General features: G+C 47.8%; 21 protein-coding genes. 11 read left to right on the top strand and 10 right to left on the bottom strand.

The window, feature by feature from the left end:
* Window positions 1–33 precede the first annotated feature (33 nt).
* Together NYE29_RS29595 and NYE29_RS29590 are read left to right on the top strand one after the other, a co-directional pair.
* Complete coding sequence (locus tag NYE29_RS29595; protein WP_038590982.1) at window positions 34–393, top strand: hypothetical protein; 360 nt, start codon at window positions 34–36, stop codon at window positions 391–393.
* A gap of 52 nt (window positions 394–445) precedes the next feature.
* On the top strand, window positions 446–1,444 hold the full coding sequence (locus tag NYE29_RS29590; RefSeq protein WP_076112729.1) for a ketoacyl-ACP synthase III: 999 nt from the start codon (window positions 446–448) through the stop codon (window positions 1,442–1,444).
* 94 nt (window positions 1,445–1,538) lie between these two features.
* Here NYE29_RS29590 and NYE29_RS29585 read toward each other — a convergent pair whose 3' ends face one another.
* From NYE29_RS29585 to NYE29_RS29575, 3 genes are all read right to left on the bottom strand, one after another.
* Complete coding sequence (locus NYE29_RS29585) at window positions 1,539–2,336, bottom strand: alpha/beta fold hydrolase (protein WP_179091813.1); 798 nt, start codon at window positions 2,334–2,336, stop codon at window positions 1,539–1,541.
* A gap of 16 nt (window positions 2,337–2,352) precedes the next feature.
* A complete protein-coding gene (locus tag NYE29_RS29580; RefSeq protein WP_076112730.1) occupies window positions 2,353–2,898 on the bottom strand; it encodes a PadR family transcriptional regulator in 546 nt (181 codons plus the stop codon).
* A 490-nt stretch (window positions 2,899–3,388) separates the two neighbouring features.
* Window positions 3,389–4,276 (bottom strand): alpha/beta fold hydrolase, encoded by an 888-nt coding sequence (locus NYE29_RS29575; RefSeq protein ID WP_340898679.1) that lies wholly within the window; start codon window positions 4,274–4,276, stop codon window positions 3,389–3,391.
* 238 nt (window positions 4,277–4,514) lie between these two features.
* Here NYE29_RS29575 and NYE29_RS29570 point away from each other — a divergent pair, with 238 nt between their 5' ends.
* Window positions 4,515–5,363 (top strand): alpha/beta fold hydrolase, encoded by an 849-nt coding sequence (locus NYE29_RS29570; protein WP_340898677.1) that lies wholly within the window; start codon window positions 4,515–4,517, stop codon window positions 5,361–5,363.
* 130 nt (window positions 5,364–5,493) lie between these two features.
* Here NYE29_RS29570 and NYE29_RS29565 read toward each other — a convergent pair whose 3' ends face one another.
* Window positions 5,494–6,354: an alpha/beta fold hydrolase gene (locus NYE29_RS29565; RefSeq protein ID WP_340898676.1), complete on the bottom strand. Its 861-nt coding sequence runs from the start codon at window positions 6,352–6,354 to the stop codon at window positions 5,494–5,496.
* A gap of 88 nt (window positions 6,355–6,442) precedes the next feature.
* Complete coding sequence (locus NYE29_RS29560) at window positions 6,443–7,411, bottom strand: phosphotransferase (RefSeq protein WP_340899844.1); 969 nt, start codon at window positions 7,409–7,411, stop codon at window positions 6,443–6,445.
* A gap of 213 nt (window positions 7,412–7,624) precedes the next feature.
* Here NYE29_RS29560 and NYE29_RS29555 point away from each other — a divergent pair, with 213 nt between their 5' ends.
* The 6 genes from NYE29_RS29555 to NYE29_RS29530 all read left to right on the top strand — a co-directional run bounded on the left by NYE29_RS29555 (window position 7,625) and on the right by NYE29_RS29530 (window position 13,874).
* Window positions 7,625–7,987 carry a BlaI/MecI/CopY family transcriptional regulator gene (locus tag NYE29_RS29555; RefSeq protein ID WP_076112734.1) on the top strand — a complete coding sequence of 121 codons (363 nt, stop codon included), beginning with the start codon at window positions 7,625–7,627 and terminating at the stop codon, window positions 7,985–7,987.
* 2 nt (window positions 7,988–7,989) lie between these two features.
* Window positions 7,990–10,056 (top strand): M56 family metallopeptidase, encoded by a 2,067-nt coding sequence (locus tag NYE29_RS29550; protein ID WP_076112735.1) that lies wholly within the window; start codon window positions 7,990–7,992, stop codon window positions 10,054–10,056.
* 181 nt (window positions 10,057–10,237) lie between these two features.
* Window positions 10,238–11,041 carry a MerR family transcriptional regulator gene (locus tag NYE29_RS29545; protein WP_076112736.1) on the top strand — a complete coding sequence of 268 codons (804 nt, stop codon included), beginning with the start codon at window positions 10,238–10,240 and terminating at the stop codon, window positions 11,039–11,041.
* Window positions 11,016–11,660, top strand: a complete 645-nt coding sequence (locus NYE29_RS29540) for a GNAT family N-acetyltransferase (RefSeq protein ID WP_076112737.1) — start codon at window positions 11,016–11,018, stop codon at window positions 11,658–11,660. The genes NYE29_RS29545 and NYE29_RS29540 overlap by 26 nt, the downstream gene beginning before the upstream one ends.
* Before the next feature lie 7 nt (window positions 11,661–11,667).
* Complete coding sequence (locus NYE29_RS29535) at window positions 11,668–12,681, top strand: alpha/beta hydrolase family protein (RefSeq protein ID WP_076112738.1); 1,014 nt, start codon at window positions 11,668–11,670, stop codon at window positions 12,679–12,681.
* A gap of 125 nt (window positions 12,682–12,806) precedes the next feature.
* Entirely contained in the window at window positions 12,807–13,874 is a 1,068-nt protein-coding gene (locus tag NYE29_RS29530) for a GNAT family N-acetyltransferase (protein ID WP_076112739.1), read from the top strand.
* A gap of 116 nt (window positions 13,875–13,990) precedes the next feature.
* On the opposite strand, the gene NYE29_RS29525 is transcribed toward NYE29_RS29530, so the two are convergent.
* Window positions 13,991–15,235 (bottom strand): MFS transporter, encoded by a 1,245-nt coding sequence (locus NYE29_RS29525; RefSeq protein WP_076112740.1) that lies wholly within the window; start codon window positions 15,233–15,235, stop codon window positions 13,991–13,993.
* A 195-nt stretch (window positions 15,236–15,430) separates the two neighbouring features.
* On the opposite strand from NYE29_RS29525, the gene NYE29_RS29520 reads away from it, so the two are divergent.
* Window positions 15,431–16,414, top strand: coding sequence for a diaminopimelate dehydrogenase (locus NYE29_RS29520; RefSeq protein WP_076112741.1), 984 nt, complete (start codon window positions 15,431–15,433; stop codon window positions 16,412–16,414).
* Between the two features lie 145 nt (window positions 16,415–16,559).
* Here NYE29_RS29520 and gdhA read toward each other — a convergent pair whose 3' ends face one another.
* The 3 genes from gdhA to NYE29_RS29505 form a co-directional block, all read right to left on the bottom strand.
* Window positions 16,560–17,933: an NADP-specific glutamate dehydrogenase gene (gene gdhA, locus NYE29_RS29515; RefSeq protein WP_256718200.1), complete on the bottom strand. Its 1,374-nt coding sequence runs from the start codon at window positions 17,931–17,933 to the stop codon at window positions 16,560–16,562.
* 414 nt (window positions 17,934–18,347) lie between these two features.
* Window positions 18,348–19,400: a suppressor of fused domain protein gene (locus NYE29_RS29510; RefSeq protein WP_076112743.1), complete on the bottom strand. Its 1,053-nt coding sequence runs from the start codon at window positions 19,398–19,400 to the stop codon at window positions 18,348–18,350.
* 19 nt (window positions 19,401–19,419) lie between these two features.
* Window positions 19,420–20,340 (bottom strand): phosphotransferase, encoded by a 921-nt coding sequence (locus tag NYE29_RS29505; protein WP_340898671.1) that lies wholly within the window; start codon window positions 20,338–20,340, stop codon window positions 19,420–19,422.
* A gap of 228 nt (window positions 20,341–20,568) precedes the next feature.
* Between NYE29_RS29505 and NYE29_RS29500 the strand changes: the two genes are divergently transcribed.
* Window positions 20,569–21,522 (top strand): NADP-dependent oxidoreductase, encoded by a 954-nt coding sequence (locus tag NYE29_RS29500; protein WP_340898670.1) that lies wholly within the window; start codon window positions 20,569–20,571, stop codon window positions 21,520–21,522.
* Between the two features lie 189 nt (window positions 21,523–21,711).
* On the opposite strand, the gene NYE29_RS29495 is transcribed toward NYE29_RS29500, so the two are convergent.
* Window positions 21,712–22,440, bottom strand: coding sequence for an SDR family oxidoreductase (locus NYE29_RS29495; RefSeq protein ID WP_340898669.1), 729 nt, complete (start codon window positions 22,438–22,440; stop codon window positions 21,712–21,714).
* Window positions 22,441–22,449 lie beyond the last annotated feature (9 nt).

Here is a 22,449-nt window from a genome sequence, read left to right as displayed (position 1 = left end):
GAAAAAAAACAACTAGAGGAGTGTCATTAAAAAATGATCGCAGAAACTAAAATGTACCCGGAATTCAACACCATCTTCATCAGCTTGCATGGATTTGCCGAATTGGCTGAAACGGTAAAAGAAGTGGAAATATTCGAGGCGTCCATGCCGACTTTGCCAATCCACGAGATGTCTCTGATTATTGACTGCAATGATATGGCGCCGTTCAAGCCGGAGATACTCCCGGTTCTGGAACGCTGCTATGTGCTGTATAACGGATTTAAACATGCGGTTCTGGTGAATCCGAAGAAAGTAGTAGCCAAATCTCAATTACAGAGAGTAGCTCCAAGTGCCGGATTTAAAGGACATTTTGTGGATACGGTGGAAGAGGCTTGGGCAATCGTTAAATCCTAAATCCTAAATCCTAAATCGTATATCCTAAATCTAAAGCAGAGGGTGGTCAACCATGGCTAGTGTCAAAATAGTAAGCACCGAAGTGTACCATCCTGCCTATAAGATCAGCAATGAGGAATTGGCTCTGCAGGCCGGAGCTTCAGCGGACAAGCTTATCGGCATTTGGGAGTTCTTTGGCCGTAAGGATCGTTATTACGCGGCGGACTATGAAGAGAGCACACTTTATATGGCTATTGAAGCATCCAAAAAGCTATTGAAGAACTGTGGGCTTAGCGGAAGCGATTTGGATATGATCGTATTCTCCTCAGGAACACATGATTTCAGCGCTCCGACAGATGCTGCATTTGTGCATCAGGCGCTGGAGGGTAAAGATTCCTGCATTATCTATGACAGCAATGCCAACTGTGTAGGTATGGTTGTCGCTGCTGACCAAGCAGCCCGATCCATGATATCCACTCCCAGAGTGAGATACGCACTCATTGTAGGGTCGGAGCAGATTGCCCGTTTCTACAAAGAGGGGGACCTGGCGTCCAAGGGCCTTTGCGGAGATGCGGCCTGTGCGGTTCTGTTGGAGAGAGTGGAGGACACGGATTCCGGCCTGATAGATTCGGCTTACTACACCAATACGCAGAAGGCGGAGGATATGCAGTTCCCTGCCGGAGGCATGACGCAAATGTACGGAGAACATCTGTCGCTTGAAGAGAAGAAAATTTATCTTCATCCGGAGTATAACGTCAATGTGGCTTTCCCGACAGCGGTATCCAATATTGAGCAGCTGCTTCAGGAACATGGATATACCAAAAGTGATGTGAAGCACTATATCCTTAGTCAGTTAAACTTGAGCGTCATTAAAGATATCGCGGGCAAGCTGGACGAGGAACTCGTTAAATTCCCTTACATTGGGGATATTTATGGCTACACAGGCACAAGCAGTCCGTTTATCACCCTTCACCATGCGATTAAGGACGGAACGCTGGTACGCGGCGACTTGTTCTTTATGTGGTCGGTAGGCGCGGGTATTACGAGTTGTGCTACCTTGTGGAGACTCTAGCATCACTACTGCAGTAATGAAACGCGATAGAAAAACAACGAAAGCCTGCGCCTTGGCGCAGGCTTTTTTGTGTGCTTTTCCCGGGGCGAGCCATCTAGTCTTTATTTAAGAATTCAATAATTAACTCTATAAATTCAGCAGGCTGCTCAAGATGCGGATAATGGCCGCATTGACGCAGCTGGACGAATTCTGAAGCTGGGATGTTCTTATGTACGTAACTACAGATCTGCTTGTTGAAGGGTGAATCCAGCCCGGCTTCCATAACAAGGGTTGGATGACTGATTTCATTTAAGCGACTGTAGGCCGGAGGCATTAAAGGACGATGCAAATTGGGTTTACCTTGATAAAAGACTTCATTACTGACATAAAGCTCTTTGAATTGGGCACGAAGCGTCTGATCTTGTGGAACGAGGTAGTGCCAGAAGCTGTTCTTCATAAAATGCTCCGCAGCCTTGTTGATTCCAACCCGGCGGACTCTCAGGAAATCCTTCATGCCTTCCCAGGACAGCCGCAAGGGATACTTGGCACCGTTAACGGAAGGGGCAACAAGGATTAGCTTGCTGACACGATCCGGATAGGCCAGAGCGAAGTCAATCGCAGCACTCCCTCCAAAAGAAGAGGCGACAAGACTGGCACGGGTAATCCCAAGATGATCCAGAACGGATTTCAGATCCTGATAATAGGAGAAGGGAGTGGTGATAGCATCGCTTTGTCCATATCCTCTCTGATCATACCGGATCACCTGATAGGCTTGAGCCAATCTTTCCACATGGAGATCCCACACCTTGAGGTTGGAGTAGCCGCCATGCAGCAGCACAAGCGGTTCACCTGCTCCTTGTACTTCGATGTTAAAGTTTACACCCTGGATGTTATGCAGTTTACTCTGATTCACTTTTTTCACTCCCTCATTAACGCTGTTGATTTAACCATTCAATTGATTCTTTGCACCACTGCAGTCTAGCTTCGGTTGACAGGATCCCATAATTCAGGGTTAACATCCACATCGGTAAATCTTCCGGCGGTTGCTTCTGTGTTATTAATGCACGCTGTTGTTCGCGGTAAACCTCCATGGCATTTGTGAGCTCACCCAGCTCATGTTCGAACAAACCTCTAATGACTTCTTTATCCTGAGGGGTTGCAAAAAAAACCTTAAGCAGCAATTCATCCCGGTAGTTAAGGGCGCCAATGGGGGCGGACAGCCATTTCCGGAAATGCTCCATGCCTTCAGGTGTAATCTGATACTTTTTCTGGCCGCGTGTTTGAATGGGTGTGCTGGCTTCCACCGCATATCCTTGGGCAACAAGCTCCTTCAAAGCAGGATAAATCTGCCCGTAACTTTCACTCCAGAAATGATGAAGCGAGCCGCTGAAATGCTTCTTGATGTCATATCCGGAATAGACTCCTTTCGTTAAAACACCCAGAACTGCGAACATTGTATTTCCCGATTTGGCCATAACCCTCGCTCCTGACTATAATGTATCTATTAGATATGTAACTATTAGATATATCATACAGCGTTGACCTTATAATTTCAACCCTTGCAAACCATCTCATCGGCACAAAAAAACAGAGCAGCGGAGGTTGTGCCTGCCGTGCTCTGTAGTGCTATTACCCGATTATACCGTAGATCCGGCCGGCTTCTATCGTTAGGGACAGATCCTTAAGGGCATTTGCACCTTTGTAGCTTTTTTATCAAACCTTTTGTTCGCAGCACATATTTGTTCATCATGCCCACCAATCCTTTCTGGCTATAGTGTAAAGGCGGCAGGTTTAGAAAAGGTTAAGCGGATACAAACAGTCGAAAAACTGCCGGAAAACTACAGGGAACAGCGTTTACTCCTTGTACAGGCGGTAGCCGAGGTCCCATACCGTTTCTATGTATTCTAAGCCGGGTTTGCTTTTTTTAGCTTGCTGCGCAGATTGCTGACATGAGTTTTGACTGTTTTATTGATGTTCGTGTACTTCTTTAAATAACTGATCAATTTCCTTACATACATTACACATGATTTCTGCTGTGGGCAAATGTTTCCCCTTGATGATCATCTCCTTGATATCGCAGCCTCCAAGGACTGTCCGGGCTTTTGGGAAGACCTTGTGGGGAGGGAAAAAGATATCATCTGCTGCACAAATAATTAGTAATGGCGAAGAGTAACCATTCAGTTCTTTTCGTTTGAACTCTCTCGGAGCACGCATTTCCATCTTGTAGCAGGTCAAGAGCAGATTAAAGAATTGGTACCATACCACATCCTTTTCCGTCAGCATCGGATCGAAGATCTTTACCAGCCGCTCTTTCGAAGGACGAAGCATATACGTCATCATAGGAATCATCATTTTTGTAAAGATGGGCAGGAGTGAACCATGAGCAATACCGGAAGGAGCAAGCAGCACGGCCTTGGTTATTTTACCAGGATCAACTTTGGCCAATGATAACATCATAGCCGAGCTGTATGAACTGACTACGAACTTCATACTGTTAAATTTTAAGGCTTCCAGCAGCTCACTGATCCACCAACCGTAATCATCTTTCGAGGGGGATAGGTTTCGATAAGGGGTGCTTTTTCCGGGCATGCCAATAACATCCGGTGCATAAATGCAATAGTTATCAAGCAGTGGCAAAAAAAGCTTTAGATTCAACGGGTTAATACCGTTTCCACCGTGCAGGGTAAATAAAGGCGGCTTTAACTTATCTCCAACGATAAGCAAATGTGTGCTTCCATAACTGGTGTTAATGATCTGCTCTTCGTACATCACATCTAGAGCAGCAAGTGCTGTATCGTAAAAATCATGCATTTTAGCTTCACTTTCTTTGTTCTTATAGATGTACTTTACCATCACTTTCCCCCCTGTGATCAATCCACATCCTCATTCATTTCATCTTAATCCGGAAAGTTCTCAGCTTCCATAATATTAAACACTTAAATTCTCCCATCTGTAAACAACAGGAGAATGATATAATCTTTTGGAAAAGGGGGGAGCAGAGTGCTGGAACGCTCAATGGAAAATATCATGGGTTCAGGAAGGGAAAGGAGGGATGCGCAAAATAAACAAATGAAATGAGGATGATTTTGAGATGAACAGAGGACAAGTGATAAGCAATGACGGTGTTAAACTGAATTATGTTGTACAAGGAACCGGGCAAAAGATATTGGTTGTAGGCAGCAGCGTCTATTATCCGCAGCTCTTCTCAGCAGATTTATTTGCACAATTTCAGTTTATATTCCTTGATCATAGAGGTTTTGCCAGTCCGTCTGCAGCCTTGAAGCCGGAGCAGTACCGGCTGGACCGGGTGCTGGATGACCTCGAGCTCGCAAGGCAGCAGCTTGGGCTGAGTGATGTGGTCATAATGGGGCATTCAGGGCATGCTTTCATGGCGCTGGCGTATGCCAGAAAATATCCGGAGCAGGTTCACAAAGTAATTCTGCTGAATTCAGCGCCAAGCAATAGCCGGGAAAGGCAAAGTCAGAGCGCTGCATTTTTCAATGAGACTGCAAGTCTGGAGAGAAAGACAGGATTCGAACAGGACATGGCTCTGCTAGAAGGCGACATCAGGCTAGACCCGGAACGCCGGTTCGTTCACATGTGTATTCGAATGGGTGCACAGAGCTTCTACGACTATTCCTTTGATGCAGCCTATATGTGGGAACAGGTACAAACAAATATGCCGGTTATGGATTATTTGTGGGGCGAGGTTTTTGCCGGGATGAATCTGCTGCAGATGCTGAAGGATGTCAGTATGCCGGTTTTTATCGGGCTGGGAAGATATGATTATCTGGTTGGGCCTGTTTCCTTATGGGAGGCTATCGACGAGACATACCCCCATGTGAAGAAGGTAATCTTTGAGCACAGCGGACATAATCCGATGTTTGAACAATCGGAGCTGTTTAATCAAACATTGATAGAGTGGATGACACAGGAGTAAGGTTTGTTTAGCTACGCTATATGAGTTGAACTAAAGTTCAACTTATATATTCATTCACAACTACTGAAAAAAGGATCAGAGAAGATCGCCGATGGCGAACTTTCCTGATCCTCTTTGCGTTTCCGGCTGCTTAAAGTTGACCTAAAAATCCATCCATATAGGCATAAAACTCTTCCTTGTTGCTGAGATGCACATTATGGTCGGGATGGGACATTTCATAGGCATGACCATTCGCTAGCAGGGACTGCATTTTGTTATAATCCTCGTCCGGTACGCCCTCACTGTTCTTAGCTCTAATCAGTAAAACGGGACACTTGATCTCCGGCAGCAGGTGATACCAATTTACTTTATATTGTATGTTGGCAGCCATCGCCTGGGGACTGAACATCATCTGGTATCCATCGACGGTTTCGATCAGACTGTTCATGAAATATTGATAGCTAAGCTCCGATTCCATGGCCTGCCGGATATAGTCCATCGCTTCGTTTAGGCTGGAGAAGGGCAGCGGCCAATCCTTGGTTACAGGCTCAACACATGGTAGCTGATCCAGTGGCAGCAGGCTTGGCGTGGCAGGCCCGGATGGGGATTTATCCAATATCGCTAAGGCTTGTATGTAATTTGGGTACATGGCTGTCAGATATCCGGCTACCCTCCCGCCCATAGAATGGCCTACCAGAATGATCGAATCGATCTTCAGATGATCCAATAGTTCAACAATGTCCCCGGCCATTTCTTCACCCGTATATTTGGATACAGGTTTGCTGCTTAGTCCATGCCCTCTTTGATCGGGGGCGATAATTCTGTATTGTTTGCCGTAATGCTGCATGAAATCAACCCACGTTTCTGCTCTGCCCCATCTGCCGTGGAGACAAAGGATTACCGGACCTTCCGTTCGTGTATCCAGATAAAACATTTCCAGACTGTTCAGCTTAGCCAGGTTTCTGTAGATTTTTGGATGCTCCAGCTTTTCCTCTAAGATTGAATCCCGCATAATTAACCTCCAAGCGAATCTAATGTATTTGGATGAATTATACCATATGAACTAAATAAAGGGAACATATGTTTCTTTTATTATGCGATTACTCCCAGTAGGGTGTGCATGTGAACAGAAATTGTTCTTTGTTAACATAATGCTTAAACTCTCTGGAGGCCAGTCTTTGAATATGCTCCGGCAGCCAATCCTTGGCATCAGGCAGCCCTATCCAAAAATTCATGGTTTCAAGCTGTGCGGCTACATAAAAACCCTCCAACAGCTCAATGTGATTAGGCGGCAGCATAAAATGACCGGAGTAGGATTTCAATAATTGTTCCCTGTATGCCGGATGAATATAGGAGAAGGTCCACCCCAGATCAAACAGGAAATACCCGAACCCACAGGCACCAAAATCAATAGGGCGGCATTCTTGGTTATAAAAAATAAAATTGCTGGGGATCAGGTCAGCATGAATGATTCCCCAATAATTTGGCGTGGTATCGAGGGTATTCATCATGTTCATCACAAGTTGGCCTGCCACCGTAAGCAGCTCTGCATTTTCTCTTTCGATTATCCCTGCCTTACCCCAATGGTGAAGCTTATCAAGTGCTTGCCCGATCCGCTTTCCATCATAGACCGGTCTTGTGAACTGTTCAGGTACAGTCCATGAGAAAGCCCGCTGATGCAACTTTCCTATCATTTCACCTATCCGTCCGGCGTCTTCCACAGTAGTAATGAATTGTTGTTGTTCCCCTTCCAGCCATTTAATAAGTGTACACTTCATTCCGTCTACATCCGTCACCAATTCGCTATGATGATTCCGGCAGGGTACAGGTGCAGTTAAGTCTGTCCCCGCCGACAGGGCCTCTAGCCATATCATTTCCGAGCGGAGCGTTTCCGGTGAGGTCCAATCACTGTCCATGGTTTCACTTTTTGCTGCATGAATTCGCAGGCTATAGCTGTTGTTGCGGGTATCCACAATTTTAAAAACCTGGCTTGCACTTTGTCCGACAAAATGAATAGACGCTACTTCTATGCGATACTGCTGTAAAGCTGCTTCTGCCAATGCGAGCATAGTGTTCAAAAGCTTCCCTCCAATAAAAGGTATGATAATTCCTTATTTTAACAGGATTCTTTGCTTCTTTTCCGGGAATTAACACTTATAAATAAACTGTCCCAAATATAGCGTGTGTTAAAAAGTGGAACTTCTGGTGGACAAAACGGTCTACAAGTTGTAAACTTTGACTACATTAGTCTACAGCTTGTAGACCCAAAGGAGTTCTGTAAAATGGACAAAATTAGACTGACGGAGATGGAAACTAAATTTGCGGACCTCATCTGGAGCCATGAGCCAGTCCCGTCGGGCGACCTCGTGAAGCTGTGCGAATCTGAATTGATCTGGAAAAAATCGACGACCTATACGATGCTGAAACGTCTGGAGAGCAAAGGGATTTTTAAAAACAAAGAGGGTGTGGTGGCAGCGCTCATCTCCAAAGATGATTTCTATGCCCAGCAGAGCAAGCAGTTTGTAGAGGAGACCTTTCAGGGATCGTTGCCAAAGTTTCTGGCCGCATTCACAAGGAGCCGTAAACTGAGCGACACAGAGATTGACGAGTTTCTTAAAGTGATTCAGGATCATAAGGAGGAATAGCGGTGGAATCGCTGTTTTTGCAACTTTTGAATATGAGCCTTACCGGCAGCTATGTCATCGTGTTTGTGATTGTGGCCCGGCTGCTGCTTAGAAAAGTTCCCAAGGTTTTCTCTTATGCCCTGTGGTCAGTGGTGTTGTTCCGGCTCGTATGCCCGTTCTCCTTCGAAAGTGTATTCAGCCTGATTCCTGCCAAAGCGCAGGAGATCCCGCTTCAGCGGATCGCCACACAGCCGCCCCAGATTCCAAGCGGATTAGCCGGAGGCGGGCAAGCATTAAATAACCTGCTGGCTGAACCTGCAACTGCCGCTGCATCTGTGGTGGATACAAGTACTGCTGCCGATACGAATATCTGGCTGCTTGTGGGCCAATATGTATGGCTGTTTGGAATTGTGGTGCTGCTCCTCTACAGCATTAGGGCAACGGTCCGGTTAGTTCGGAGCTTGAAACCTGCACAGCAGATCAGCGGAAATATCTACGAGATGAAGGGACTCGCAACCCCATTTGTGTTCGGGGCAATCAGGCCCAAGATTTATCTTCCGGCAGAGCTTGGAGAACATGAGCGGGGGTATATTCTGAAACATGAACAGGTGCATATCAAAAGACTTGACCATCTGATCAAACCTTTAGCATTTGCTGTATTATGCATACATTGGTTTAATCCGCTGGTTTGGATAGCTTTTGTTCTAATGAGCGAGGATATGGAGCTGTCTTGCGATGAAAGTGTCATCCGGCAGCTGGGCAGCGGCATCAAAAAGGATTATTCCACTTCACTTTTAACACTTTCGGCGGGCAGACGGTTCATAGGCGGTTCACCGCTTGCCTTTGGTGAGAATAATACGAAAGGACGTATTCTCAATATCCTGAACTACAGGAAACCCGCGTTCTGGGTAGTGATCCTTGTTATTATTGCCATTGCTGCTGTCAGTGTGGGTCTTATGAGTAATCCGAGACAAACCACATTAACTGAACGGGATTATGCCGAGCAGTTCATCGAAGAGGAGATTGCGGGTTTTGCCAGCAATGAGGCGAATAAGTTCAAAATTGTGGACAGCAGCATCACAAAGTTTGAAAAGCTGGCAGAGTTTGATAATCTGATGCCTGCTTCTTTGCAAATCTGGCACCTGGAGTATCGCCTGAAGCCTGATGATCCGGCTAAAGTAAGTGGGGCATTTGATCTGAAAGACGGAATGCTTATCGAAGAGGGCAGCATGGGCGATCCGATAATGGTTTTTTCCTATGAACAGGATACTCCGAATTATTTGGGCTCATTCCGGAGCGCAGAATATGATATAAGTACAATTGCCGGCCAGGAGACTGCACTTCGTGTATTCCTTGAAGGCAAACAGCTATTATCTCATGAGACCTATAGCGGGAAGCATATTCTGGTCAAATTTCCACTGACCCTGGGGGAGACCAGCCAGCTGTTGTTATCACAGCCCGCGCAAGCAGGGGATAAAGGGATTTGGGCCGTTGAACGCTGGAAGGATACCCGTGGCAATGAGTACTACCATACTCCGCAAAGTGATCTCCCGCCCGCAGAATATTATGACCGTTTGCAGGCACAAGCTGATCAGGGGGAGGAGGCCTGGCTTCTTGATCCTCAGCAGGTGGCCATTCGGTATATCAAAACTTTTATCGGGCCAACGGTTGCCAAGGATAAGCTTGAGGTGGATTATAATGCAACAGCAGCAGACTTTGCCGTCACTCCGGAAAGCACTACTTTAGGATATGTTCTGAACTTCAGCTTGGACAGTGAATCCTTTGATTTTGACAATGTTGAGTGGCTGACACTTGAGGATTCTGCGCGGTTTAAGGATTTGAATATTACGGAGGAAAACTTGCCGGGCGGATTCTATATTCTTAACAAATATACAATTACAGACCTTATGAAAGTAACAGCTGAAACGAAGTACAGCATCCTTGACCAGGAGAACTGGGGCTCTTATAAAGACGTAACCAAGCAGGAATTTATTGAATTTCTCAATCAATACTCTGACAATTCGCCCTTATGCAAAGTTACTTACAAGGATGATTTTGTTACCGGCATTTCTGAGGTGTATCTGCCATAATCTAAACCTTTGAATATTAGATTCAAAAACAGGCCGTCTTCCATTTTGGGAGGGGGTCTGTTTGCTGTTGAATGTGCGTTATGCGCAGAGTTGGGTGATATCTTTGTATGTTTCGGTTGACCTTAGGTCAGACCTAAGGTTTATAGTAGAGATATCCAAAAGAGACAGAGGAGCCCCGCATATGAGAGATACCCTTACGATTAGCCAATTATCACAATTAATGAATGTTTCTGTTCATCAGCTGCGTTATTTTGAAGAAAAGGGCGTGCTATACCCGGCATTTACGGAAGACAATCAATACCGGATGTATGGGATCGATGAGATTTATCAGCTATCCCATGTTTTGCTGCTGCGCAAACTGAATATTCCGGTTAGTCAGATCGAGCAATGTCTCACTTCATACTCCGGCAGTCAGTACAAGCAGGTTTTTGAACAGTCGCTGACCAAAGTTCAGGAAGAAATCCACAGATTGGTTAAGCTGGAACAATTCATTCATAAGGTATTGAGTGAACAGGCGGAAATGGAGGGACGTGATCAGGAAGTTGTGATGGTTTCTTTGGGTCCCCGGTATTTGAGACACTGGCTGTCTCTTGATGAGCATCAAGTGCTTACTGCCGGAACATTGTATGAACACCGACCCGCTCCTTCGGATTTGTATGAACAGGATCTGCATTACTTAACAGGTGGCGGAGTGATCAGGATATGTTATGAGACCATGGAACCTGCCGATTACGTGCTTGAAGAAGGTGACTATCTGCTGAAGAACTTTTCTGTGCATCGGGAGGAAGAGATCGAACAAGAGGTTTTGCAGCTGGAACAATATATACAAGAACATGGGTATACACGCCAAGGTCAAATTGTGGTGATTGAAAAGTCCTATTTGTCCATGTTCAGCAACGAGCAGCTGCATTATCAAATCCAAGCCAAAGTGGGCTTATCGGAAAGGGTGACTGAAAACTATGCATCTATCCCAGTTTCAGATTGAGCCATTTCATGAGAAGGATCATGAGCAGGTGTGCGAGCTGCTGGTTGACTCTTTCCGGAGCAAATTTCAAGCCCTTGTTCATTTGAGCGATCGAGAGATGACAGAATTATTAATGAAGCTTTGGACCTTTGACTGCAGAGATGCATCTGTTAAACAATTTGTTGCCCGAAAAGACGGGAAGATCGCCGGTGTGCTCTGTTTAAAATGGAAGCCTTCAGAACCCCGGAATAATCCGCAGAGTCAGGTGAATATAGTCCAGTTGATCAGACAATATGGCCCCGTAAAGGTTCTGAAGCTGGTGACAGGACTGGGTGCGCTGAGCTATGCTCCGCATGAAACCGAATGCTATATTGAACATCTTGCTGTCAGTTCCAGGGAGCGGAATCAGGGGGCCGGACAACAGCTGTTGAATTATGCCAAGAATATGGCTGTACAATCCCGGTGCAAAGTGCTTTCACTGCATGTTTCATGCAGCAATTCCCAAGCGATCCAGCTTTATCGCAAGCTGTCATTCGGCATCAGGAGGACCCGTTACAATATGCTCAGGCATCTAATCTTCCGGGAACCAGCCTGGCATTTAATGACCTGGGAATCGAGTGTAATCACATGCAGGGAGTGAACATCACGTGAAGAAAGCGATGAAAATGACATTATGGATCATGGGCAGTCTGATCGCTGCCGTTGTTCTGTTTATACTCTATCAGAATGACTACGAAATGACTGAAAAGAGCGTGCGGATTGAAACGCCGCAAGGCATCTTAACGGGAACTTTGGTGCTGCCGGAGGAGTACTCCGGAAAGGTCGGGCTTGTTGTTTTTGTCCATGGAGACGGCCCGGTTAATGCCGATCATGAAGAAGGTTACAGGCCTTTATGGGAGGTGTTGGCAACTAACGGATATGCTTCCTTGTCTCTGAACAAGCCTGGAATCGGGGGTGCTCCGGGCAATTGGCTGGATCAGAGTATGGAGGACCGGGCACAGGAGATTCAATATGCAATAGAATGGGCACAAACGTTGTCAATGGTTGATGCCGATAACATCGGTTTATGGGGGGCCAGTCAAGCCGGATGGGTCATACCCAAGGTAGTGAGAGAAAACCGCCATATTGCTTTCAGCATTCTCGTCTCACCGGCTATAAACTGGATCACTCAAGGTCAATTCAATACTAAGGAGGAAATGAAGCAGGCCGGCATAAGTGCTCAGGAAATCATTCAAAAAGAAAAATACAATCAGCAAGTGTTGAACCTGCTTAAGGCAGGGGCTTCTTACAAGGAGTATTTAAGCATAGCCGATCCTGAACATCTCATCACGGAAGAGAGATGGACCTTTATCAGCAAAAACGTCCAGTCTGACGCTACCGCAGAATTAACCTATTTTAATTCACCGGTACTGCTTGTTCTGGGAGGCAAGGATATCAACGTGGATGCGGAAGAAACAGAGCAAGTCTACCGGAAAGAGATTTCAGCCGGACTGCTGACAGTAGTCAAAATCCCGGAAGCCGACCACTCCATGATGAATAAACCGCTTGCGGATTCACAGCTGCTGACCGTGATGACGGCTCTTTTTGCACCCGGGAAATTGACCAATACCGAGTATTTAAACTCGATCTCCGGGTTTGTCACTCAGCAGAAAGCAGACTGATAGCCTTCACCGGGGGCTGGAATTATTGGTTATAACCAAACAATCCCTTGTAAAATATGGATGGGGGTCTGAAAATGAATATTATGTAATTATTGCAGTTGACAGCAGATCTGGAGGATTAACCTATGATTGTTTTGAACAAAGAGGAATATGGTAAGGTAAGGCATCTTGTGGAAAGTCGGAACGAGTTGTCCGTATTTTCGGTGCTGAACGGAGAAATGCCGGGCGAGGTAAAAGTGAATTCAGCGGAACATCCGGATGCCGTACTTATTGCGACGAGTGAGACTATTTTGCTTGCCGGCAATGCAGGCGACACCGATTTTAATAAAGAAATTACTGAAGAGCTGGATTTTTGGGATAACGTAACCCCCGATTCGGGCGAATGGCGAGACAAGATCCCAGCTATTCACCCCAATAGATTCATTAGAGAGTATACAAGGTATAAATACAGTCTCAGCAGCAGGGAGTTCATACAACCGGAATTGTCGCTTCCTGAAGGTTATGTCATGGAGCCCGTTAACCTGAAAGACCTGAAGCAACAAAATTACGGCAATGCAGACCGGATCTTGGAGTGGGCCCAAGCCTGGGGGAGTGAAGAACGGTTTGAGGAAGGTGGCTGCGGCTGTTATATCCGTAAGGAGAATCAAATTGTCAGCTGGTCCTTAAGTGACTGCTCCGCAGGAGATACCATCGCTGTAGGAATTCATACAGATGGTCCGTTTAGAAAGCTGGGATTGGCCAAGAAGGTTGTTGCCGGGGTCGTACAGCTTTGTTTTGACAAAGGGTATAGCAGGGTTGAATGGTTGTGCGTCTCATCCAATGCCGGCTCCCGGGCCATCGCGGAGGGACTTGGATTTAAGAAGGCGAACGAATACGCCTCCTTTTCCTCCTACCCGCCAATTGAGAACCAGAGAGACTTAAGTGAAGAGGGCTGGTATGATTGGGGGACTTATCTGGAGAGGGCGTCCAAGGAGGAGCCTAAGCTGGCTATGGATTGTCTGTATTGTTATATCAAAGCTAATGAAGTTGAAAAGACAATGACCTTCATTCGGCAACTCACTGCGAGTGGAGTGGAAATTACTCCGCAGCGGTTGGCCGACGATATTTCCTGGTTTCAAAAAGAGGGATTATGTTCGGCGTTCAACAGTCCGCAGTGGGCCGAGTTTACCGCAGGAATGCTGCTGAAAAAGTAAATGTGACATACAATTGTATAGGTAAACCCAAAGAAGCCGGGCTGAACGCGGCTTCTTTGGGTTGTTCTTACACGATGCTGGTTGTATTTCTTATGCTACGGCAATTCGTTTCTTGATTAGGACGCCGAGCCTACAGTTAGCTTGCTAACTCGTTTGCGGTATAGATGCAGCAGAGTATAGGAGAGGACAAAGGCGGCGGTAACCAGCCACAGCGGAATCCGCGGGTCCAGCTTGTAAGTCCATCCGCCGATAATGCCCGCAGGTGAGGTGAAGAGAAGAATCAGCACGGACAGCATGGAAAAGACCTTGGCGCGTTTATCATCGTCGATGGCATTCTGGACAGCGGTTTCCAGATAAGGCGAGCTGATCATTAATCCCACTGCCGACAGGATGGTACTTAGGCCGATCCAGAGCAGGCGGGATGACGGGTAGAGCACAAGCATAACGCTTGATAAAGCGGACAACGCGAACCCCGCCATCATGGAGCGGTTCGCACCCTGCTCCGGAATTTTAGGCATAATCAGCCAGAGCGTCAGCAGCATAATGACGGAGGACACTGCCGGAAAGAGCGACAGAATGCCGTTGTCCAGCCGCAAATAGTCTGCCAGATAAAGAGACAGAAATGTCGTCTTCAATGTGGCCTGGAAGTTGAACAGGATGTACACAGCGAAGATCAGCAACAGATTGCTGTCAGCCCACAGCTCGCGGAAAGCGCCACTGTACTCAATCAGGCTCTGCTTTAACCCAAGCTCGCGCGTCTCCTGTCTTTTTTGGAGCCCGGCTGCGGTTTCGCGGGTGGTCAGATGACGGCCGACAAACTGGAACGTCATCAGGACAAAAGCGAGTATGTACATAATCCTTACTCCTTGCACCATTCCGTACTGGGCGACGAGCAGACCGCCGAGCGGTGCGAACAGACCGCCGATGACACTGATGATCTGCAGCAGTGTGAACACGTAGGTACGGTCGGCTGGCCGGGTATCTTCAACTATCAGGCAGTAGAAAGCAACATGCGGCACACGCTGAAAACCGTTGATGAAGGCGGCGGCCACAAAAAACCACAGGTTCTGCGAGAACGCCCACAACAGCGTCGCCAAGCTCCAGCTAAGCAGGTCAAAATATAAAATCGCCCGTTTGCGGCCCAGCCGGTCAGTTAAATAGCCGCTGATAAAAGAAGACAAAACTTGAACGATAAGCCCAATTGTTGTGATCCAGCCGATATTCATCTCCGTAACGCCAAGCTCGTACATATACAAGGTTGCGTAGGTAGAGAACATGCTGAACGGGATCAGGAAAAAAGGCTCGAATGCGAGACAGCCCCGGCTGTTCCCCTGCAGACGGGCGAATAACGGTCGTGCCATGATGGTTCCTCCGGATTGTTATAATTATTGGATTCAAGCTTTAATCGTATATGAATTTGCGGAAAAATAAAAGAAGGAAGTAAACGTATTATCCGATCCTAATTCTTGAAAAATGTTTACATTTCATGTGATGTATATATACTTGTAATTAAAGTTATTAAATTACCCGGAATTATCCGGCAGGGGAGGATCATCATGAGCAGCAACATTAGAGTAGGTATCGTAGGATACGGCAATCTGGGAAGAGGGGTACAGCAGGCGATTCAACAAAATCCGGATATGGAGCTGGTCGCCATCTTTACACGCCGGGATCCCGGCCCGTTGGCGGAGGAAACTGGTGTCCTGACAGAACGCCTTTCCGATGTTGAACAGTACATAGGCCGAATCGATGTAATGATTTTATGCGGAGGATCGGCGACGGATCTGCCGGATCAGACGCCGCAGCTGGTGAAGCTGTTTAATACGGTGGATAGCTTTGATACCCATGCCAAGATTCCGGATTTCTATGAAAAGGTAAACGCCGCTGCACAAGAGGGCGGAAAAGTCGGTGTGATTTCCACTGGTTGGGACCCTGGACTCTTCTCCATGAACCGCCTGTTGATGCAGGCTGTGCTGCCGGAAGGACAGGATTATACCTTCTGGGGTACCGGAGTCAGCCAGGGGCATTCCGATGCGATCCGCCGTGTGCCGGGCGTCAAGGCAGGAGTCCAGTACACTGTACCGGTGCAGGCAGTAATTGAACGTATTCGCTCCGGAGAGACGCCACAGCTGTCCACCCGCGAGAAGCACCGCCGCGACTGCTTCGTCGTAGCGCAAGAGGGGGCAGATCAGGAAGCCGTACGGCGTACCATTACAGACATGCCTGATTATTTTGCCGACTATGATACGACGGTGACGTTTATTACAGAACAAGAGCTTGCCGCAGAACATTCCGGCATGCCGCATGGCGGATTTGTTATCCGCAGCGCGGTCACGGGCAACGGCAGCAAACAAATTGCTGAATTCGGTCTGAAGCTCGACAGCAATCCCGAGTTTACGGCCAGCGTACTTATAGCTTATGCCAGAGCCGCTTACCGGCTTAGCAATGAAGGGGCAGTTGGGGCGAAGACGGTATTCGATATTCCGCTGGGCTATCTTTCCCCGAAAGCTGCGGAAGTCCTGCGCCGCGAATTGCTGTAACAGCAGCACAGACAGATCAGACGCGATGCACTCATAGGAGAGCTGAAAGTATCATAACAAAAAAGACGTGCCGGTTTGCGGCACGTCTTTTTGTAAGCTGATTTTTCGAATGTTCTTTAAGCAGTAGCCGGGCAGCCTGTCCGTCTTAGACGACCCCTTGGGCCAGCATAGTGTCGGCTACCTTCAGGAAGCCGGCGATGTTGGCACCGGCCACCAAGTTGCCGGGCACTTCGTATTCATCTGCTGCCCGGACAGCGCTGCGGTAAATGTTCTTCATAATCTGCCGCAGCCGTTCATCCACCTCTTCAAAGGCCCAGGACAGCCGCATTCCGTTCTGGCTCATTTCCAGACCTGATACGGCTACACCACCGGCATTGGCTGCCTTGGCCGGTGCGAACAGGATTCCATGCTCCAGAAAGTAATCAATGGCCGGCAGTGTAGAGGGCATGTTGGCGCCTTCTCCGACAGCCTTCACCCCACCTGCTACAAGCGTCCGCGCTGCCTCTTCATCCAACTCGTTCTGAGTGGCGCAAGGCAAGGCAATCTGGCAAGGGATGGTCCAGATGGCTGTGCTGCCTTCCGTATATACCGCATGGGGATGCTCTTTGACATATTCGCTGATCCGCAGCCGGTCTTGCTCTTTTAATCGCTTGACAGTATCGACATTGATGCCTTTCGGATCATAGATGTACCCGGCGGAATCGCTGCAGGCGACAACGAGTGCACCAAGCTGCTGTGCTTTTTCCATGGCATAAATCGAAACGTTGCCTGAACCGGAAACGACGACGGATTGCCCATGGAAGTCCAGTCCTTGCGCGGCCAGCATTTCCTGCACGAAATAAACGAGACCGTAGCCTGTAGCTTCTTTTCTCGCCAGGCTTCCGCCGTATAACAAACCTTTGCCGGTAAGCACACCTGCTTCATGGCCGCCGCGGATCCGTTTATATTGCCCGAACATATAGCCGATCTCACGCGCGCCGACACCTATATCACCTGCGGGGATATCCGTATCCGGACCGATATGGCGGTACAGCTCAGTCATGAAGCTCTGGGCGAAGGCCATGATTTCCCGGTCCGACTTGCCCTTGGGATCGAAATCGGCACCGCCTTTGCCTCCCCCGATCGGCAGGCCGGTCAGAGCATTTTTGAATATCTGCTCGAAGCCCAGAAATTTGACAATGCCCGAATAGACGGATGGATGGAAACGAATGCCGCCTTTATAAGGTCCGATAGCACTGTTGAACTGGATCCGGTAGCCGCGGTTGACGCGGATCTGACCGGAGTCATCGCTCCAGGGAACACGGAAGGAAATGCTGCGTTCCGGCTCAACCAGCCGTTCCAGAATCGCATGCTCCATGTAATGGGGGTGGCGGGCCAGAACGGGTACTAGGCTATCCAAAATTTCTTTGACAGCCTGATGGAACTCGCGTTCCTGAGGATCGCGGCGTTTGACCTCTTCATAGATACGCCGTACATAACTTTCGGCCGAAGCTGAGGCTTCCGGTGTGAGGGTAGACACTTGATGAACACTCCTTGTCTGTATAGTGGATATGGTTAAACCCATCATTTACTAAGAATTTAAAAGAATTTTACTAAAACCTGACATCCTTTTGCCAATCAATTCTTTTTTGATGGCCTATCAATAATTTCTATGAAACTAACAAAAGGTGTTATATTTATGCAATGGATAGCTTTTATTCTGCGCCCGCCGCAGAATAAATATACGTATGATCCGGCAGGGAGAAGACGGTTACAGAGGGGGGAATACGGGTAAAAGTGTAGTGATTATGCACTGCAATCCACCTATGCCGTAGAGCCAAAGGGCCAAGTGTAATTCTATTGAAGGATGTTTGAGAGAAAAACAAGCTTACTCCTGAAATTGAAGCCTTTCTACAGCATTAAAGCCTCTTAGCGCTTCAAATCTTTAAAGGGCTTATCCGATACTTTCGACGATATTTCCTTCACTGTCTTTGATATGGGTAGGTACGATACTCACAATGAGTTCCGGCCAAGCTGGAACCGCGAAAGTTCCGGCTACAGGGGTAAGCAGCCGGGCAATTGCTGTCGCCGCAGCAGGATCAAGCTTAATTGTGACTGAATCCTCCTGTTCCTGTACTTCTCTGGCCTCACCCGGCTCGAAGACGATCCGGGTCTCCGGGCCGGATAAGGTCAAGTTACGCTTTTTCAAGATTCTTCCCCGCAGCAATTTACCAACAACCTCAGCCTGCTTTGCGCCGATGGTCAATGTCTTGGAGATGCCCCCGGCAGGTGAAGGATTCCAGGACAACTGATCAACATAGAGAATTCCGGTATTTGAACCCTCCGTCTCACTGCCAATCCGAACGGCTTCAGAAACCGCAGGGAGGCTCAGCAGCGAATCTCTCAGCAGATTAGTTGTGTAGAGCGGTATATGCTCAGAGATTGCCGAAAGAACGCCAAGCGTATTCCAGACCTGCATAGCCAGCAGCTCTTCTTGCGTAATGCCGATCATTTGTAGAAACTCCACCCGCCCGTTAGGGGTCTCGATCTCCGGTAGCTGAGGATCGGCAATGAAGGAGAGGGCAGTCAGAAGCGTATCTGCTCCCTGACAAATAGGTCCATTCGCGTCCATGTAATCACCGGAACGGAAGATATTGCCGCTGCCAAACACATATCTCCCCATATTCTGAAGGAGATTCAATGCCCAGGCCGGGGGCTCATCTTCGTTGTCTGGTTTGGACAGCCGGAAGGTCAATTCAAATCCATAACCGCTGTAATCAGGATCACTGCTCTCTTTATCGTAAAGCTCTGAGAAGCCGTAGGTAACAAAATGCCAATGGGCTACAGGCTCTTTTACTTCATACACACTGATGCCATTCAGAGGGTCAGGGCCTCCCAGCATATACGGAATTATAGTTCCATAGTGTTTGGGCTCTTGGTCTCCATAGATGTTCTGTAAAGCCGCGTCTATAGCGTCCCATCCCGAGGCGTTTTCTACTTCACTCATTTTCTGCAAACCTCCTTGCTTAATGTGGAAACAACTGTTTTTGCAACAACAGCCTTAATTCGTCTATGCTTGCTACACTATCTCTTGGGATGTCAATTCTTTCGAAATAATCCTTCAAGATGAAACCACAGAAAAGATGAATAGAAAGGCCTTTAATTAGTGCATCCAGGAACAATTCCCGGTCTTCCTCACCGATATATTCCGCCACCAGCTCTTGATCGCATAAGAACAATTCAAATATGATTGCAGGCAGCTCGTAATAGGCTGGAGCCATGATGCAGTCTGCAAAGTCGATTAGCGTAACGGAGCGATCAGTACCAATGATCAGATTATCCCTCGTGATATCACCGTGTACCAAAACCACTTCATCATAATCCAGGTTCTCAGCGCATCTTGCCAGCTCTTTGATGAGATTCGGATTCAACCCATCCATGCGGTTCATTCGGTTGTCTTGATTTCTGAGGTCAATACGGGGCAGCAAGTTTAGCGCCGGCTGATGGAGTTTTACAGAGATCTGTTTGATGTGATCTGCAAAATCTTTCTTCTCGGATGAAGAAGCTAATAAAAGTTCCTGAATGGAAGATGCGGCAGGTACATAATCCATAATAAGATAACGAAACAAATACTTGTCCATAAACTCACCGTGCCCGATGATCTTGGGGGTGGAAATATTATGATTCATAGCAAATTCCATTACTGCCAGTTCAGTAGCGTAGTCTTGTTGCGTATCCATATTAGTTTGTATGGGGGCGTAGATTTTAATGATTAGCTCATTGGCTTGGAAGACTGCGTTGGTGCCTGGAGGAAGATTCTCTAAGGATTCTGCCAAAGGTAAACCTTCTTTACGGAAGATCGCATTGGCTAAAGGGAAAAAGGCCTCCCTCGATTGGAAAACGCTGCTCCAGGAATCCCACCCGTTCAAAGTATGTTCAAATAACAATAAATTCTCCTCCGAACCTTCAGATTTTAGTTGCATAGAAGACTATACTCATTAGGATACACATTTTGTATCTATTTTCCAAAGGAATATTTCACTGTTAGCGGATTATTGCCTATTTCTCCAAAACTACACTTTGATACATTGTACGGATATACAACAAATTGTGGCAGAATCAGCTCTGGAGGGTAATCAATAAGGAACCTGGATTTGGTTCAGGAAGATATTCTCTTGAAGAGAGGCGTGATCCGAAGCATGAAGGCAGTTGTGATTGAACAATTTGGCGGACCTGAAGTATTGGTGGGCAAAGAAATTCCCAAGCCGGTGATTGAACCCAATCAGGTATTGATTCGGCTGAGGGCAACATCTGTAAATCCGGTGGATTTTAAAATTCGGCAAGGCGCTATGGGCTCTGCTACTGGTGATTTTCCATTAGTATTAGGCGGAGATGCCGCCGGCGTGGTCGTTGAGGTAGGCGAGAATGTGAGCCGGTTTAAGGCGGATGAACGTGTCTTTGCACGTCCGCGTGATTTCGGCACCTATGCCGAATATATCGCCGTGGATGCGGATGTGGTGAGCAAGATGCCCAAAGCATTCAACTTTGAAGAAGCTGCAGCTGTGCCGCTGGCAGCGATGACAGCGTGGCAGGCGCTCGTTGACCACGGAAAGATTAAAGAAGGCGATAAGGTTCTAATTCACGCCGGTTCGGGCGGGGTCGGCACGTTTGCTATCCAGTTGGCCAAACATTTCGGAGCAGAAGTGGCCTCAACAGCCAGTTCCAGGAACAAGGAACTGCTGGAATCGCTCGGTGTCGATCGTTTTATTGATTATAAAGAAGAAGATTTTTCGAAGGTCCTCTCAGACTATGACCTCGTGCTGGACACGATGGGCGGGGATATTCAGCGTAAAAGCTTTGAGATCTTAAAACCCGGCGGCAGGCTGGTCTCTCTTGTTGAGAAACCCGATGAGCAGCTGCAGGAGAAATACCAAGTCACCGGCGTTCAATTCATGATGGAGCCCAGCGGCAGTCAACTGGAGAAGCTTGCAGAGCTTGCCGATCAAGGCAAACTGCGGGCGGTAATTGACAGTACCTTCTGGCTGAACGAAGAAGGAATCAGGCAGGCGCATGAAAAAAGTGAAACGCATCATGCAGCTGGTAAAATTGTCCTCCGTGCCGAGCAATAGGGGAAGGCTGCGGTATTGCCTAGCGGTGTGTTCAGCTATGGCAACTGCGGGCTGTGAACCTACGCAAGTACGTCGTACAAGCCGAAGACAGTCTAAACAACGAAGCAAGAGCCCGCGTCTGTCGCGGGCTCTTGCTTCGTTGTGTGTAAAGGCAGAGCAGCAATAGGCTGCTGATCAGCTGCAGATAGATTAGGAGGGACGGACAACAAGTTCATTAATAGCGGTATCGGCCGGTTGTTCGATGGCAAAAAGGATTGTCCGTGCAACAGCCTCGGCAGGGAGTGCCTGCTTCCGGTATTCCTTCATCAGCTCTTTCGCATACTCCTCCGAAATGCTATTGGCCAGCTCGGATTCAGTAACTCCTGGCGAGATTAACGTTGCCCGGATTCCGCTCACGTTTTCCAGCCGCAGTCCTTCCGTGATGGCCCGGACCGCAAATTTGGTGGCGCAATATACGGCCGCCGTGGGCGAAACCTCATAAGCGCCGATCGAGGCGATATTGATGAACTGGCCGCTGCCTTGCTCCTTCATAATAGGCAGGGCGGCGGCAATTCCATGGAGTACGCCGCGTATGTTCACGTCAATCATCTGGTTCCACTCCTCCAGCTTGAGACTCTCCAGAAGGGAAAGAGGCATGACGCCTGCATTGTTCACGACCACGTCAAGCCGTCCGAATTGCCGGCAGGTGAAGTCAACTACAGCCTGTATATCCTCCAGCTTGGTGACATCCGCCTGACGGAAGTATGCGGTGCAGCCTTCTGCTTCCAGTTCGGCAGCGATTGCTTCCAGCCGTCCGGTCCGCCGCGCTGCCATAACAACATAAGCACCGCTTCGGGCCAGCAAGCGGGCGGTAGCTTCACCTATACCACTGCTTGCACCTGTAATAACTACGGTTTTTCCTGAGATATTCTTGTTCATTTCCGCTAC

It is taken from the genome of Paenibacillus sp. FSL M7-1046 (genome assembly GCF_038007405.1).
Classification (GTDB): Bacteria; Bacillota; Bacilli; order Paenibacillales; family Paenibacillaceae; genus Paenibacillus_AQ.
This window is presented reverse-complemented; position numbering and strand designations above follow the sequence as displayed.

Coding starts and splice junctions, on each gene's coding strand:
- NYE29_RS29595 (WP_038590982.1), top strand. CDS start 34: ATGATCGCAGAAACTAAAATGTACCCGGAATTCAACACCATCTTCATC.
- NYE29_RS29590 (WP_076112729.1), top strand. CDS start 446: ATGGCTAGTGTCAAAATAGTAAGCACCGAAGTGTACCATCCTGCCTAT.
- NYE29_RS29580 (WP_076112730.1), bottom strand. CDS start 2,898: ATGGCCAAATCGGGAAATACAATGTTCGCAGTTCTGGGTGTTTTAACG.
- NYE29_RS29575 (WP_340898679.1), bottom strand. CDS start 4,276: ATGGTAAAGTACATCTATAAGAACAAAGAAAGTGAAGCTAAAATGCAT.
- NYE29_RS29570 (WP_340898677.1), top strand. CDS start 4,515: ATGAACAGAGGACAAGTGATAAGCAATGACGGTGTTAAACTGAATTAT.
- NYE29_RS29565 (WP_340898676.1), bottom strand. CDS start 6,354: ATGCGGGATTCAATCTTAGAGGAAAAGCTGGAGCATCCAAAAATCTAC.
- NYE29_RS29560 (WP_340899844.1), bottom strand. CDS start 7,411: ATGCTCGCATTGGCAGAAGCAGCTTTACAGCAGTATCGCATAGAAGTA.
- NYE29_RS29555 (WP_076112734.1), top strand. CDS start 7,625: ATGGACAAAATTAGACTGACGGAGATGGAAACTAAATTTGCGGACCTC.
- NYE29_RS29545 (WP_076112736.1), top strand. CDS start 10,238: ATGAGAGATACCCTTACGATTAGCCAATTATCACAATTAATGAATGTT.
- NYE29_RS29540 (WP_076112737.1), top strand. CDS start 11,016: ATGCATCTATCCCAGTTTCAGATTGAGCCATTTCATGAGAAGGATCAT.
- NYE29_RS29530 (WP_076112739.1), top strand. CDS start 12,807: ATGATTGTTTTGAACAAAGAGGAATATGGTAAGGTAAGGCATCTTGTG.
- NYE29_RS29525 (WP_076112740.1), bottom strand. CDS start 15,235: ATGGCACGACCGTTATTCGCCCGTCTGCAGGGGAACAGCCGGGGCTGT.
- NYE29_RS29520 (WP_076112741.1), top strand. CDS start 15,431: ATGAGCAGCAACATTAGAGTAGGTATCGTAGGATACGGCAATCTGGGA.
- NYE29_RS29510 (WP_076112743.1), bottom strand. CDS start 19,400: ATGAGTGAAGTAGAAAACGCCTCGGGATGGGACGCTATAGACGCGGCT.
- NYE29_RS29495 (WP_340898669.1), bottom strand. CDS start 22,440: ATGAACAAGAATATCTCAGGAAAAACCGTAGTTATTACAGGTGCAAGC.